The organism is Parabacteroides acidifaciens (assembly GCF_003363715.1).
GTDB classification, from domain to species: domain Bacteria; phylum Bacteroidota; class Bacteroidia; order Bacteroidales; family Tannerellaceae; genus Parabacteroides; species Parabacteroides acidifaciens.
The window spans coordinates 74,771-90,129 of sequence record NZ_QREV01000006.1 but is presented as its reverse complement, the minus strand read 5'-3'; the positions used below and the strand labels follow the sequence as shown (position 1 = coordinate 90,129).

The window sequence follows — 15,359 nt, the reverse complement described above, 5'->3', positions numbered from 1 at the left end:
CGAAGCTCGATTATCTCCTTGAGGCTAAAATTATGGATAAGATATTGATGAGGATAGAACAAAATGGCCATTAACTAACATTTTTTCGCAAATTGTTTTATTTCCGCATAAAATGCCAATTAATACAAATGAAGTGCACCTGAGAACAAAGACAGTTTCTTTTTACTTGGGTTCTTTATGATGTCTGGAAACAAAATCGGAGGGAGATTCTCCAAATTCTGTTTTAAATATTCGGGAGAAATAGGAGGCGTTATCGATTCCTACCCGTTCCATTACAGCACTGATCGAGATATTTTCTTGTGCTAATATCTGGGCTGCTTTTCTTAACCGGTAGTTCCGGATGAATTCGACGATTGATTGCCCGGTCAGAGCTTTTACTTTGCCATAGAGTGTACGTCTACTCATTGCCAAATTAGAGGCAATTTGTAATACATCGATTTCTGTATTGGACAGATTTCTTTCTATGACTTCCGTAAATTGTTTCATGAATTCAGCATCCCTTTTATTTATAGATGTTTCATTATTGTCTGTCTGCGCGAAATAGTGCTTGGCATAATATTCTTTTATTCTCGCCTGTTGCTTGAAAAGATTTGAGATACTCAATAATAAAATATCTTTATTGACTGGCTTTTTCAAATAAATGTCTGCACCGGAATATAAGCCCTCTATTTGGTTCTCATCTCCGGTTTTGGCTGTTAATATAACAACCGGTATATGGGAACTGTCGATATTTTCTTTAATATGTTTACTCAGTTCAATGCCATTCATTCCCGGCATCATGATGTCAGTCAGGACCAGATCTATATTATCATCCTCTATTTGTTTTAATGCATCTTGGCCGTTTGTAACTTCTTTTACGTTATAATATTCCCGAAGCATTTCCGCTAATAACTCTCTTAGATCGTCATTGTCTTCGACAAAAAGAATGTTTTTTGCCTTTAAGTCCGGAAGAGGTGCAGGAGTTATATGCTGGCTTGTGAGAGCAGAATGGCTCGTTAATTTATTTCCGGATAGTAGGGGTTGACTTGCAATCTCGTTATTAAAATTGTCTTTTTCGTAGGCGGATATATCGATTGGGAAACCGATTACTATATCGGAGCCTTTATCTCTTTCGCTATAGACTGCGATATAACCTTTATGAAGCTCTACCAGGCTTTTTACCAATGCAAGTCCTATGCCTGAGCCTAAATGTTGGGTTCCACTCGATTCGCTTACCCGGTAATAGCGCTCAAATATATGTCCGATAGATGCTTCTGAAATGCCGACTCCACTATCGCTTATAACCAATCCGTACAGATTTTGTGTATTATCTCCTGTTCGGATAATAATCTTGTTTGTATATGAACTTGTGAAGTTGTTAATATTAGAGAGTGTCGAGATTTTTATCTCTCCGCCGTTTGGAGTGTATTTGAGTGCATTGTTGAGCAGATTCAAAAGTATTTTTTCCATTACTTTTTTATCAAAGTAAAGCTCTGTTGTAATGGATAAATCCAGTTCTGTGGTATAACTTATCTCTTTTTGTTCTGCGGCTTCGGAGAAGTCGGAACAATTTTCTGACACAAACTGATTCCAGTTACCGGTTTGCAGGTTTAGTCTGACTTTGTTATTCTGTAAGGAGCGGAAATCCATTACTTCATTGACCAATGCTATTAACCGTTTGGCATTGTTTTCGAGGATGGAGATGTATTTTTCCGCGAGATTTCCGGACTTGATAGGTTCTAATGCCGCAAGAATTAAAGAGAGAGGGGTACGGAAATCGTGTGATACGTTTGTGAAAAATATCAATTGTGCCTGGTGATATTCTTCTTTCTGTTCTTGTTCACGTTCTTCAAGGTAATATCGCATTTTCAATTTGCGTTGATAATTATAATAACGAATACATGTATAGAGGATAATAGAAAATAAGATGATATATCCCGTGATTGCCCAGTTTGTCAGCCATGGAGCAGGCTTGACTGTGATTTTAAGAGAGGTGAGTTCGCCCCATATGCCGTCATTATTGGCCGTCATAATTTCAAAATAGTAGATGCCTTTGGGTACTTTTGAATATGAGACGGACCGGTGGCTTGCATCCGTTTCGATCCATCTGTCATCGTATCTTTTAAGACGATAGCGAAAACGGTTTTTATCGGAGTTCAGGTAATTGGTCGAGGTGAACTCGAAAGAAAAATTATTCTGGTTATGATTGAGTGTTAATTCCTTTGTTTGGAAAATAGAGGATTTTAGCGGAGAATATTTATTATTGGGGATAACCGATGTGTTATCAAGTAAAAAGTCAGAAATAATGACTTTAGATTTAAAGTCGTTGTAGGAGATTTTAGCCGGATCAATTATTGTAAATCCTTCATTTCCTCCAAAATAGAGTTCTCCATTACTTGATTTAAATGTTGAAAAAGGATAATAGGTTTGTCCTTGTGCTCCGTCTGCCTTATTAAATTGCTGAAGTCTGCCGGTTTCGATATTCATACGGAACAAGCTGTTATCGGTTCCCATCCAGATATTATCTTTACTATCTTTATTTATACTGTAAATGGAATGGACTTTATATTTTGATAAATCGGCTTTTTGCAATAAGCTTTGTTTGGATATATCATAAACCAGCAAGCCGTTACCTTGGGTTCCTATCCATATGAGTTGTTGCTTATTGTCGACATGGATGGTCTGGATATTAATGTTATGGAGATCTTTTATATCCGAATACTTATATCCGGCTACTTGTACATCATGTGTTCGGACATTCATTGTTAGTAGTTGCTGGGAGGATGCGATCCACAAGGTATCTCCATTCCCTCTTTTTATGTCACTTATATCCCCATTTGGCTGAATAGGAAGTGATTGGAAATTAAAATGTTTGGTTGTGTTCTCTTTTATTGATAAGTAGGTCAGATAATTTCTATTCATCAGATATTTGATCCAGATTCCCGAGTCTGCTTCGGCAACGATTCTTTCAACATGATCATTTATTAGCATATTGTTATTGATCGTATAATGAGTGAAATGTTCTGTTTTTGTATTCAGACAGTCTAAGCCGCCTCGTGACATACCTATCCAAAGCATATTGTTTGAGTATAGTAAACATTGGATGTTGTCGTATGAGAGGCTGTTTTGGTTAGGTCTGTATTTAAAATAGGAAAACTTGTTTGTCTGTTTATCATATCTGTTAAGTCCTCCTCCCTCTGTTCCTATCCATAAATATTTATCATCTTCGGCAAAACTACTGACGACTGAATAGCTTAACTCATCAGTTCGCCCATTGAATGACTTTAAACTCTTTTGTTCATCGAGATTGATGAAACAAAGTCCACCTGAATATGTGCCGAACCACAAGCATCCTTGTACATCTTCGGCAATTCTCCAAATAGAATTGCTTGGCAATCCGTAGGGATCTGTCTTTTCGTATGAATGATGGATGAACTCATCGGTTTCGGGATTTAATATGTATATTCCACGTTGTCCGGTAATCCATATATGATTAAATTTATCAATGAATAAAGCTCTGGCGGAAACTCGTGTATCTCCTTGTGGATAAAAAAAGTCATATTGTTTGATCTTTTGATGATTTTCGGTGGAGATTACAATCAATCCTTTACTTTCTGTCAGAACGTAGAGTAGAGAACCTTCGGATGTGATATCGACAATGTTATATTCCGGATTGTAAAGCACTTGGCGGAAAGTGTTTTTATTTTCATCATATAAATAGATTTTGCCAGTTGCTGTCCCGATGTAAATATTTCCACCTTGCGTACAAACACTCGAAACATTAGGAATGTCACTTTCTTCTGATTTTATTGGAGTAAATAGAAGACTGTCCTGGTCAAATAAACCGATTGAAGAAGGATTGGATAGCCATAATCTTTCTTTTGGGTCTTCTTTTATAAAAGAGCATCTGCCTTCTAATAAGCAGTCGAAATTATCTGTGAGGGAATTATATCTGAATAAACCGACATTGGATGTTACATAAAGATCTCCGGTTTTGTCGATCTCCAGTCTTTCGAAAACACAAGAAATAGGTGTGGTTGTATTGTTGAGTTTGTAGGTATAAAGTTTAAAGGTATAACCATCGAACCGATATAGATTATTAACTGTGATAACCCAAATGAATCCCCATTTATCTTGCCTTACGTCACGCTGTCCGTTTGTGCTTAATCCTCCTTCCGGAGACACGCGTCTGATTTTATAATTTGATTCAACGCTAAAACGACTGTCCGCATACAGATTCGTGAATGCTATTATTATGAATAGAAGGGAAAATAAGATTTTCTTAGGCATAACAAAATAGTATTACTTTGATTCAAATAGATGAGGAGACAAAGTTATAGAAAGATGTGACAAATAGGTTATCCTTTGTCATTATTTTATTTATCGGGATCGTATATGAACATATTGATTTCCGGCGTGCGTATCCCCGGCTTTAGCTCCCCGTTAATAAGGATGATCTCGTCCCCATTAATGGCAATCCCGGCTCCTGCGCGTGCCAGTTTTTCGTTTTCTTCAAGGACATTCCATTGTCGGGTGAAGGTGTTGTATTGCAACAGGGTGGTGTTGAATTTATACCATTCCACCGGGTGCAGCAGGTAATTACGGGCTTCGTTTTGTAAGGAATCTTGTAATAAAGTATTACCGGCAGCTGTTGCCTGTTCTATTTCTAACGGACGGTTAAGCGCATCGCGAAAGCGGGTGTAGTTGACACCTCCCATTAATAAGATTGAACTGTTGCCGGATGAGACAGCGCAGCCACCTGTCAGGGTATTGGGAGAACCTTCTGCTGAAAAAGGCAGAATGCTTTCCTGTCTCCACTCTTTTTTCTCCGGATGATAAGAGAGCATATCTGTCGACACAATTGCTCTCTGACGACCTGAAACCGGCTGGAAACCACCTGTTAGATAAAGACGTGTGCCGTCTTGGGATTGCTGGGCTGCTAATACAGGCTGGATGCGGGCCGGACCGGGAAAATCCGGTAACCGGGTCCATTCTCCATTTCCCGATTCTGTTAATCTGAGGGAATAGAGTGCGTTTGAAGGTCTCTGCTGTTGGTTGCCTCCCGTCACGAATATCTGTCCGTCGGCATAAGCGGCTGCGAAATTATCCATTGTTACGGGCAGTTCAGGCAGTTTGGAGATACTTGGCTTTCCTTCCGTTGTCTGCCAGTTTACCTGGAAAACCTCTTTGGAAGCCCCTTTGTCGTTATTTCCTCCGATCCAGACAATGCCTTGGGGTGTTGCGATAGAAGCGCCATACGCCAGCGGCTTGGATAGCTGTCCGGCCACTCGCCATTCGGCCTGCGTTTGCCCGGTGATATCTAAGGCATAGATTTCACTGTAATATTGTTTGGTCCCTCCTTCGGCTGCCGGCTTGCCGGGAAAGTTACAGCCTCCGGCAACTAATAGCTGCCCGTTGCTGATGCCGGCGAATGGAGCGGATACGCCCAATGCAGATTTACCGTCATCGGACAGGTCTGGCAATCCGGACCAGTCGACCTTCGAAGCCTCCGAACAGAATGTCGAAGCCGGAAGTCCTTCCCTGTTTACCAGATTGGCGCGGGTAAAAGGCTGCCAGCCGTAACGGACGAATTTCGGATGCTTGATTTGGCTGCTCCATGCTTTTATCATCTTTCCATCGGTTATTAGAGCCTCGGCAGGTACGAATAATCCATCATGTTCCGCGATTTCAAAAGTCCGCAATTCTCCGCCGTCGGAACTATGCATCCCTTCTCCGTAATCAAAAGTGATGTAGGCCGTATCGGCTTTGAAAGAGACGGAACGGTATAACGGGCCGGACGGTAGGCAATCGTGGCCGTATGTTTTGTTTAATGCCCAATGGGCAAGACGTTCTCCTATTTCACGTTTGTGACGTGGATGGACATCTAAGGAATCTCCCTTGTCGCTGCTGACAGCCATGCCGTTGTTCGGTATGGATTGCATCAATTTGCGCTGGCTGTCGCGGAACCGGGGCCAGCTGGGGCGATCGATGCTGGATAGCTGCACGTAATAGAAAGGAAGCTCTTCCCGCCAGTTTTCCCGCCAGCTTGTCGTCAACAGGCGGAATAGTTTCTCGTGCGCTTCTATGTTGTGCGCATTCGATTCTCCCTGATACCAGATGATGCCCCGTATGGGGAACTTTTCAAGTGGCTGTATGCCCGATTCGTACAGGTAGCAAGGCTCATACGGGTGGCGTTGTTGTTTATTTGTTGACTTTTTGATATTGAGGCTTGCGCGTTCCCGGGCCCACTCCTGGATGAGATCATTCTGTCTCCAGTCGTATAGAATATCCGGAAATTCTGCCTCCAGCGTTTGACGGTCGACCCAGGCTTCCGTTGGCGAGCCGCCTATGGCATTCAGGATAAGCCCGACAGGAACCTGGAGGCTATCCGAAAGCATCTGCCCGAAAGCGAAGGCAACAGCCGAGAAACGATTTGCTGTTTCTTCGTTGCATTCTTTCCATTCGGTATCCTGGTAATATTGGAGCCTGTTGAGTGAATCCAATACCGAAACACCCCATTCCACCGCATTTGTCGCCCAACGGGGCTTCATATCGAAAAGACGGATTTGCGGTTTCCCGGCAGCAAATTCCAGAAAAGCTTTCCGCTGGTTGTCGATGGCACTGTTTACCTGGAATGCCATGTTCGACTGGCCGGAACAAAGCCATACTTCGCCGATCAAGACATTTGTATAATCCAGTCTTTCGGAACCGGTAGATATACTTAACGTGTACGGCCCTCCTGCTTTCATGGGCGGCAGCGTAACAGACCATTTGCCGTTTGCACCCGTCACGGCCTGCCCTTGTTGCCCGGCAATCCGGACTGTTACTTCCTCCCCGGCATTGGCAATACCGGCTATAACAAGCGGCTTTTCCCGCTGGAGCACCATATTATCCGAGTAAGTAACGGGCATTTGCAGTCCTCCGTAGCCGTGTGTGACACTGTTGCCAGTACAGGCTACTTTGGCCTTTTGTGCATGAACGGCGGGGAGCTTCTTATCGGGTGAATAAACAAGGCCGTCGACAGCCTTTTCACCGTCCGGTGTCACAAATACGAATGTAAACATCCACTTCTGCAAGCGGATTTCCGGTTGTGTGAATGCACCGACCGGAAGTTTGAGGAAGACCTTGTTCCATCCTTTCTCCAAATGGACGGGGATGGGCGGACGGACCACACAGTTCTCGTTGCCGAGCAGCGTCTCATTCGACTTTTCGCGATGCGTCGCTGTCCAGACAGGAGGAAGAATCTCCCGGTCGTTCAGCCATACGCGGCTTTCCCGGTAATCCCATTTTCCGGGAAGTGGTGGCAGGTCCATTTCCGAACGGCTGTAATTTTGGAATTCGATCCAGGCGCCGGCATCCTGCGCTTCAGGTGAATAGACCCAAGTCCAGGCATAGGCCGTATGATTCTCTTCCGGCTGTTCGTAAATACCCGGAACCAGTGTTCCCCATACATGGCGCAGATAGATTCCGGCGCCTCTTGCCTCGCAGGTTCCGTATGTTTTCCCGTTGTATGTATATTGCGTATCCAATGTTTTTTCGGGCGGGAACGATTCGTGCAGATTCCCTTGGTTCGGGAAAGCATCCGTAATGCGCCATTTGACATTTGTCTGCCTGACGTACGCGAACGGATATCCCTGGAAATAATGTTCCTTATGCCAGAGCAACCGGTTCTCGAAATCGGCAAAAGCTTTGAACTCTTCGCTGCTTTCCGGAGGAAGGACAGTCCCGTGCTTGTCGAAATATTCGGTTCCTCCACCGCGCCAGGCACGTTCGGCGATGGCGAGCATATTCGGATAGAAGTTATTCTGTTTGATGATGTCCGCTTCCGGTTGGATCATCCGGTCGTTCCAGACGGCCAGGATCGTCCCGGCGAGATCGTCACTGCCCTGCGGCTCGTTGTAGATACGGCTGTTATAGAGGGCGAACAGGTCGGCGAACGTATCGAAGTGATTCAGGTAATGGAAGCGGGAATCGATGGCGGGAATCCCTTTTTGCGCTTTCCCGCGATAACTCCACAGATGCGTCATGTCTATTTCTCCCGGTTTGTAGTGCCAGCCGGGGTTCCAGGATATTACTTTTTTCCCTTTGGAACGGACATAAGCGACCATTTCGGGTACGAAATTAGGGTTTGTGAACTTCACCTCGTCCGTTCCGATGTGCAGGTACGGGACGTCGAATGTTTCGCAGACTTCGTCCAACAGGAGCTTTAATATCTTCATTCCTTCCGGGCTCTGCATATCGTGACCGAAAGCGCGGACAAAAGCGGCACTGTGTCCCGGCATATCGATTTCGGGAATGAGCGTGACATAATGCCGTTTGCAGAAATCAACCAATTCCCGTGCCTCTTTTAGCGTATAGAATTTCCCCGGCATACGGGTTGTGTTCGTGCTGTCGCTCAGCATCGGGAACCGTTTGCTTTGCAGGCGCCACGCTTGGTTCTCGGTCAGGTGCCAGTGAAAGACATTTATTTTGTAGCGGGACAGGGCCGCGATTTCCCGCTTCAACTCTTCAAGCGAGATATAACTCCGTCCTACATCCTGCATAAAACCGCGGACCCGGAAAGCCGGCCAGTCCACTATTTCACAGCCGGCGACCGAAATGCCTTTCCCTGTCTTTTCCGTCAGCTGCCGCAAGGTCTGGACAGCCCGGTAGACGCCTGTTTCCGTCGTTGCCTCGATGAGTATTTCGTTGGACGTGACACGCAGTTTATACGCTTCGTCCGGATTAACCGGAATACCGGGAATACTATTCACCAAGTTGACGGTCAGTCTCCGGTTACCTGGCGATTCGACGACGGATATCCCGCAGTCCGATAACCATTCCATGCCCGGGGAATTTTTATTCCATGCGCATGAAACGGAAATTTCCCGGGCATGGAACTTTTCTCCGGTCCAAGTCACTTTTTGCGGCCAGGGGAGCAAATGAGGGATACCGGCTGCTTGCGCAGCCAATATCCCTAAACCTAAACTTACTAATATGAACAGTATGCGTTTCATGAAAAACTTATTTCACTAAATCGGTCAGCTTGACCGCCTGGAATGTCATGTGGGCGACGCTCGATTCGTAGAAGATGCCGACCGTCTCGCGGTCGATCATGGAGAGGCAGGAATAGCCCCATCCTTCTTCTTCGTCCAGTGTTACCTGGTTGGCGAGCGGCCAGGTCATACCTCCGTCCGTACTGACTTTTATCGTGATATGGTTACGTCCTTTCGTCGTGTTCGGGTTGGAGAAGATCAGCAGGTCTTTTCCGGTGATATTGTCCTTTGCATCCACATGGATGAGGCTTGCCATACAGACCGGTTCCTGTAGCGCACTGCGGCTCGACGGGTGTTCGTACCACGTTTTACCCAGATCTCGGGTCGTGGCTACGGCACGGCTTCCTCCCCGGTTGTCGCGCATATTCAGCATCAGGACGCCGGGCTCTACTTCCGCCACCTGCGCTTCGGTCGTATTCGTCCGGGCCAGGTTATGCAGATGCCAGGTGGTTCCGCGGTCTTTGCTGTACATGATGCCCGCATTCGGCATGCGGGTGGAATCGATAAACTGGATCGGGAAGACCAGCGTCCCGTCCTTCATCGTGATGCCTCGCCCCGGTCCTTGCAACAGGAAATACCAGGAAGGATCTTTCACCTGCGAGGTTATATTGATCGGTTTGCTCCACGTTTTCCCGTCGTCCTCACTCTTGACAAGCATTAATTGGGCGGTGCTGTCCGGTGTCATGCCCGGCATGGAGTTCCACCAGGCGCGTCCGTTCCCCATTCCGTGTGTCCAGGCTGCAACGACCCAGATAGTATTCGTTTTCTCGTCCACCAGGATAGACGGGTCGCCCACGCCATTCTGCGCATGAGGCAGTCCGCCCGTTTCGCCGAAAGTCATGGCCACGCGCATCGGTTCCCAGGTCTGTCCTTTGTCGGTGCTCCGACTGACGCCTATGTCGACCATTTCCTGCAAGTCCACACTGCTGTTGTAGCGGATGTCGTACACACCTAACAATGTTCCGTTGTTGGAAGTCACCAGCCCCGGAATGCGGAATGCGGAAGCGCCATCGTCTCCGGCATGTCGCACGCCGATCCCCATGCGGCGCACATCCGCCTTGCCGTCCCACATGATCGTTGCCGGCATTCCGTTGATCTCGGCCATCGGCATCTGTACGGTGAGAGTCGACAATAAAGAGGTTTCCGGTTTCATTTCGATGCTGACCCAGTAATAGTTGACGCCCTCTACCATCGGTTGGTTGCTGGTGAAGGTAACCGTCCCTGTGATTTCCGTCACTTCATTCTGCTTAACGGAGTAAGCCGGATTGGCCGCTTTTGTTTTTCCTTCCGCATGGCTGGAAATATAGGATACGGGGCGGTAATGCCGGCCTTCCCTGGAGGCTGCTTCCGTGCCGCTATAAAAGAGGCGCAACGCCTTTATGTCGTTTAAATCGATTTCTCCTTTGAATTGCAGGGACAGTTTGTTGAGTACATCGCCTTTATGCGCGTCTATGCGCATTTCCAACAAAATATTATCCGTCCGGTCGATCAATATCGGAACCAGAGGTTTCCTGACAAACAGGCTGTCGGCTGCAAAGGCCGTTTGAATGAAGAGAAGGAGGCTAAAATAAAGAAGTATCTTTCTCATGATGTTTTTTTATTATTAATCGTTCATATTGATTGTTTTCGGTCGCAGGAAGATTACTTCCACGACTAAAGCGGCAAAGACCAGACCCGCCATCATGGCGAAATCGTGTCCCAGGTTTCCGGCATCCGTCGATTCGCCTAATAGTTTCGTGATGAACGCTCCGGCAAACACCCCTGTCATATTCATAATCCCGTAAGCCGTAGCCCGGTAGCGTGGCGATACGAACTGGCAAAGGATCGGCATGTTGTTGGCGTCGAATATGCCGAACCCGATACCGAAACAAAGTCCGCCGCCGATAATCATCGCAAAGCTATTGCCGAACCCTAAGAGCAGAAGCGCGGGAATAGTCAGCGCGAGTCCGATGGAACCGGTATAAATACGGCCCCGGACGTTTCGTTGTATCCATTTATCAGATAATATACCGCCCGCAATCACCCCGATAAAGGAAGAGATCGCGATGGTGAAAGTCGATAGCGGCCCTGCCTCCGACATATCGATGGACAGGTTTTCCGAGAACAGCGTCGGCAGCCAGTTCTTAGTTGCCCAACCCGGCAGGCTCGACGTGGCGAAATAGAGCAGGATAATCCAGAAAGAGATGTTCACGAATAACATTCCCATTCCTTTTATCGCAGCCGCCACCGGATTCTCTTTCGGTCCGGGAGCCGAAGCAAGCGGCTTGACAATCGTATGGTCTTTTTTATCTCTGAGGAAAAGAATCAGCACCAGGCTGTACGCAATCCCGATGATCCCGAACCAGTGGAAAGTTGTCTCCCAGCTGTATGCCCCGGCGATTGTCGCCCCGAAGCCGCCCAACGCCTGTCCGGTGTAGAGGCCGGTCATATGGACGCCGACCGCAAGCGAGCGGGTTTTCTCCTGGTGGTAATCCGTTATCAGGGAAAGTCCGGCAGGGATATACAAGGCTTCGCTGACTCCCATAATGGCCCGGAGGATATAAATCTGGTTGAAGTCAGTCGAATAGCCCATCATCAATGTCACGAATGACCAGACAAAGAGACTGCCTACGATCAGCCACTTCCGGTTCACCCGGTCGGCGATCATGCCGGCTACCGGGCTCATCAGGCCGTAAATCCAGAGGAATACAGCCATCAGGCGGCCGAAGTTGGTGGCGGATTCAAGTTCGGTAATATCGATCATCATGGCAGACTTCATGGTCGAAAGCATCTGTCTGTCCATGTAGTTTAACAAAGCTACGCCCCAAAGCAAGGCGACGACTATCCAGGGATAGTATTTCTTATTGTTCATCATAGCCCGGGCAGTATTTCCTTACATAACAGATGACATTTCAGAAGCATCCGGGGGATGTGGAACGGTCCTTTATACATGTTCCCCTTTGCAGGCTGTGAGAGTGTTCCGTCATAATGGAAATAGCCGAACCATTCGCCGTATTCCTTGTCAGGAAAACGAGCGTAGGTATATTCGTTGATCTGCCGGTGCATCTTCAGGTATTTCGGGTCGCCGGTCGCCTCATACGCATACAGCGTGGCAATGATGGCTTCGCATTGCGGCCACCAGAACTTCATATCGTGCCAGTATTCCTGTTGCGGGCGGTTTTTACAATCCCTGAAATAGGTGATCCCGCCATACTTTTCATCCCAGCCCCACTTCCAGGACCAATCGAGGATGGTCAACCCCATCTGTTTCAGCTTCGGGTCCCAATTGCGGTGTTTGGCCTCTTCGAGAATGAACCAGGCTGTTTCGATGGAATGTCCCGGATTGATGGTCCGGCCCGGTATCGAGTCGATAAACTCGCCGTCCGGTCCGACAGTCTCTAAGATCGCTTTAAACTCTGGTTTCATGAAATCGCGTTGCAGTTCGGCTATCGATTCGTCAATCTGGCAGGTCAGTACAGGATCATTGACCGCTTCGCGGATGCGGGCGGCAGTGTCGATCAGGATCATGCAAAAGGAATGACCTTTTGCAACGAATCCTTCTCGAAATTTAGGCTCTAATGCCCCGGGTGTGTTCTTGTAATAGAGAATTTGGTTGAACAATTTGACCGCTTTTTCGGCATAGCTCTTGTCGCCCGAAGCGATCGAATACTGGGCCATGGCGATGGCGGCAAATGTTTCAGAAAATACATATCGGCGTTTACGTACGGGAGTTCCTATTTTCGTTACTTCGTAAAACATGCGTCCGTCCGTATCGAAACAGTGTTTTTCGATAAAGTCGATACCGCTTTTGCAGGCATTCAACCATTCGGCGCGTTTTTCGAGATGATTGTAAGCATAAGCGAGTATAAAGGCAAATCGCCCCTGGAACCAGACCGATTTATTCGTGTCTAATAGCGAACCGTCGCGGTCCAGGCAAGTGAAATAGCCTCCGTTCTCTTTGTCTAACCCATATTTCAGCCAGAAAGGCAGAATGTCGGTCAGTAGATCTTGTTTGTATTTTTCGCCCCAATACCCTAAGTATTCGGACGGGTGTGCGATGTCATTCATGGCGTTTTGTTTTTTTAGAACTTATTGCATCTGTCGAAGAAGCCGATTGCTTCCAGTTCCGCTTTCATGGCAGCCTCTTCCGCATCCGTCATGTTCTGGAACGGCGTGCGGTTCTTACCTAAGTCGAGCCCGATCAGTTTCATGATCCGTTTTCCTCCGACGATGTTTCCGCGGTAGTGGCAGATCACGTTGATGACTTCCTGTGAGAAGTTCTGGCGTTCGCGGGCCGTTTCCAGGTCTCCGGCAGCCCAAGCTTCGAGTATTCCGGTCAGCTCCTTGCCGTTGTAGTTGGTTGTTCCTCCGATGCCGCCCTGGGCGCCGCCCATTGCTAAGCAGGGAAGGATTGTTTCGTCCTGGCCGTGAAGCATATCGAATTTACCGTCTTTGTAGAGGCGGCATTGGTTGTATTCGTACAGGCTTTCGTATGTATATTTGATCCCGGCAAAGTTCGGGATGCGCCCGTCCACCGCTTTCAGCAGTTCGACCATCGGCAGGAAAGCCCCGTTGAAAGCCGGGATATGATAGTAATAGAAAGGAAGTCCGGGAGCGCCGGATGCGATCTCCTCGCAATATTTGACAAGCTCTTCTATCCGGTTTACCTTTGGAAAAGGAGAGGCCATTGCCCCGATTCCCCAGGCGCCGATCTTCCCGGCATGGGCGGCAAGCTTACGGCTCGATTTGACACAAGTACTTCCGACATGCACGATGACCTTAAAACCTGCGGGGGCCACAGCCACCCATCTCTCGGCCAGTTTCATGCGTTCTTCGTCGGTCAGCATATAGCCTTCGCCGGAAGAACCGTTGATAAACACTCCTTTTAAACCGTTTTTGACAAGAAGTCCGGCGTAAGCTTCTATGGGTTCGTAGTTTACCTCCCCGTTTTCGTAGAACGGGGTGAAAGGTGCATCAATTAAGCCTTTAATCTTTTCCATTACTTGCGTTGTTTAATGTGTTTTATTACCTGGTATCTTTAAATACTTGGCAAATATAAATAAAATATTTTAATAACAAGCTTGATATTAAAATAATATTACAAATAATGGTCTAAAGAATAGCGAGTTCTGTTAATAACGTATCATGCCGAGCAGCTTGCTCCTTGACAGAAGACAGGCTCCGATTGCACCCGCCCGCTCTCCCAAACGGGAGATTTTGATTTCCGTATCCTGGTTGACCAGGTTAAGCGAATATTTGCGGATAGCACTTTTGATCGGGAGGCTGATGTATTCGCCCGCCAGTGAGAGTGTCCCGCCTAATATGACTAATTCGGGATTGAAGAGATTCATCAGTCCGGCAATGCCTTTCCCTAAATTGAACCCCATCTGTTCCAGTATCTCGATGCAAAGCACATCTTCTTTCCGGACAGCTTCCAGCAGGTCGCCGAGCGAAATCTCTTTCCCGCTGTCCAATTTACCGGCAAGGATCGTATTGCTGCCCTCCCGGTGTCGTTCCGTCAAGATACGGTGGAAAGCCGAGCCGGATGCTTCCGTCTCGAGACAGCCTTTTTTGCCGCAATGGCACAACACCTCGTTGTCGAACATGCAGAAGTGCCCGAACTCTCCTGAAAATCCGGACCTGCCGTAATAGAGATTCCCGTCTACAATAATGCCGAGGCCCAAGCCCCAGGCCATATTGATGAACAGGATATTTTTTTCTCCCTGTACGACGCCTTTCATATATTCGCCGTATGTCATGGCACGGCTGTCGTTCTCGATGAATACTTTTGCCTGCAACCGCTCTTCCAGTATTTGCGCAAGTGGTTTTTCATCAAAATAGAAGATGCTGTAGCTGTAGCCCGATACCGGATTCACGCGGCCGGAGATATTGACTCCGACAGCCAATATTTTATTCCGTTCGATCGGCAAAGACACGATGAAATCTTCAATAATCCGGCAAAACTCATCGAACGAGGCTGGCGTGTTTTTCAGCTCGTACGGGACGTTTTCCTCCAATTGGACTTTATCCCCTTTGAAATCGATAGCCGCCATATTGAGCTTGTCTTTGAGCATATCTACTCCCACGAAATAGCCCGATGCGGGATTAAGACCATAAATATTGGGCTTTCGTCCTCCGTTTGTGTCTTGCTTCCCGAAGTCCAGGATGTAGCTGTCCTCCTGAAGTTCGGTAACCAGCTTGGTGACGGTCGGGACACTCAAATCCATTTCCCGTCCAAGGTCCGCAATAGTCGCGTCGCCATTGGCAATATAATAGTGGATGATCTTCTTTTTAAGAAGCTCACTCCGGTTATTGCTGTCGGAAGACAATAAGAAATTTGTGTTCATGGTCGTTAGATTTTTACAA

The 15,359-nt window shown here is 47.1% G+C and carries 7 protein-coding genes; all 7 read right to left on the bottom strand.

The window, feature by feature from the left end; all coding sequences use genetic code 11:
• Positions 1-162: 162 nt before the first annotated feature.
• Entirely contained in the window at positions 163-4,269 is a 4,107-nt protein-coding gene (locus DWU89_RS04260) for a hybrid sensor histidine kinase/response regulator transcription factor (RefSeq protein ID WP_115498440.1), read from the bottom strand.
• An 86-nt stretch (positions 4,270-4,355) separates the two neighbouring features.
• A complete protein-coding gene (locus DWU89_RS21000) occupies positions 4,356-8,975 on the bottom strand; it encodes a cyclically-permuted mutarotase family protein (protein WP_244205846.1) in 4,620 nt (1,539 codons plus the stop codon).
• A gap of 7 nt (positions 8,976-8,982) precedes the next feature.
• Positions 8,983-10,602 (bottom strand): sialidase family protein, encoded by a 1,620-nt coding sequence (locus DWU89_RS04250; protein WP_115498439.1) that lies wholly within the window; start codon positions 10,600-10,602, stop codon positions 8,983-8,985.
• A gap of 15 nt (positions 10,603-10,617) precedes the next feature.
• Positions 10,618-11,865, bottom strand: a complete 1,248-nt coding sequence (locus DWU89_RS04245) for an MFS transporter (protein WP_115498483.1) — start codon at positions 11,863-11,865, stop codon at positions 10,618-10,620.
• Positions 11,865-13,061, bottom strand: coding sequence for an AGE family epimerase/isomerase (locus DWU89_RS04240; RefSeq protein ID WP_115498438.1), 1,197 nt, complete (start codon positions 13,059-13,061; stop codon positions 11,865-11,867). Before DWU89_RS04240 ends, DWU89_RS04245 begins: the two co-directional genes overlap by 1 nt.
• Positions 13,062-13,075: 14 nt before the next feature.
• Positions 13,076-13,993: a dihydrodipicolinate synthase family protein gene (locus tag DWU89_RS04235; RefSeq protein WP_115498437.1), complete on the bottom strand. Its 918-nt coding sequence runs from the start codon at positions 13,991-13,993 to the stop codon at positions 13,076-13,078.
• A gap of 132 nt (positions 13,994-14,125) precedes the next feature.
• On the bottom strand, positions 14,126-15,340 hold the full coding sequence (locus tag DWU89_RS04230) for an ROK family transcriptional regulator (protein ID WP_115498436.1): 1,215 nt from the start codon (positions 15,338-15,340) through the stop codon (positions 14,126-14,128).
• Positions 15,341-15,359 lie beyond the last annotated feature (19 nt).

What these genes read in the sequence shown, in the direction of transcription:
- DWU89_RS04260 (WP_115498440.1), bottom strand. Translation starts at nt 4,269, where the DNA reads ATGCCTAAGAAAATCTTATTTTCCCTTCTATTCATAATAATAGCATTC.
- DWU89_RS21000 (WP_244205846.1), bottom strand. Translation starts at nt 8,975, where the DNA reads ATGAAACGCATACTGTTCATATTAGTAAGTTTAGGTTTAGGGATATTG.
- DWU89_RS04250 (WP_115498439.1), bottom strand. Translation starts at nt 10,602, where the DNA reads ATGAGAAAGATACTTCTTTATTTTAGCCTCCTTCTCTTCATTCAAACG.
- DWU89_RS04245 (WP_115498483.1), bottom strand. Translation starts at nt 11,865, where the DNA reads ATGAACAATAAGAAATACTATCCCTGGATAGTCGTCGCCTTGCTTTGG.
- DWU89_RS04240 (WP_115498438.1), bottom strand. Translation starts at nt 13,061, where the DNA reads ATGAATGACATCGCACACCCGTCCGAATACTTAGGGTATTGGGGCGAA.
- DWU89_RS04235 (WP_115498437.1), bottom strand. Translation starts at nt 13,993, where the DNA reads ATGGAAAAGATTAAAGGCTTAATTGATGCACCTTTCACCCCGTTCTAC.
- DWU89_RS04230 (WP_115498436.1), bottom strand. Translation starts at nt 15,340, where the DNA reads ATGAACACAAATTTCTTATTGTCTTCCGACAGCAATAACCGGAGTGAG.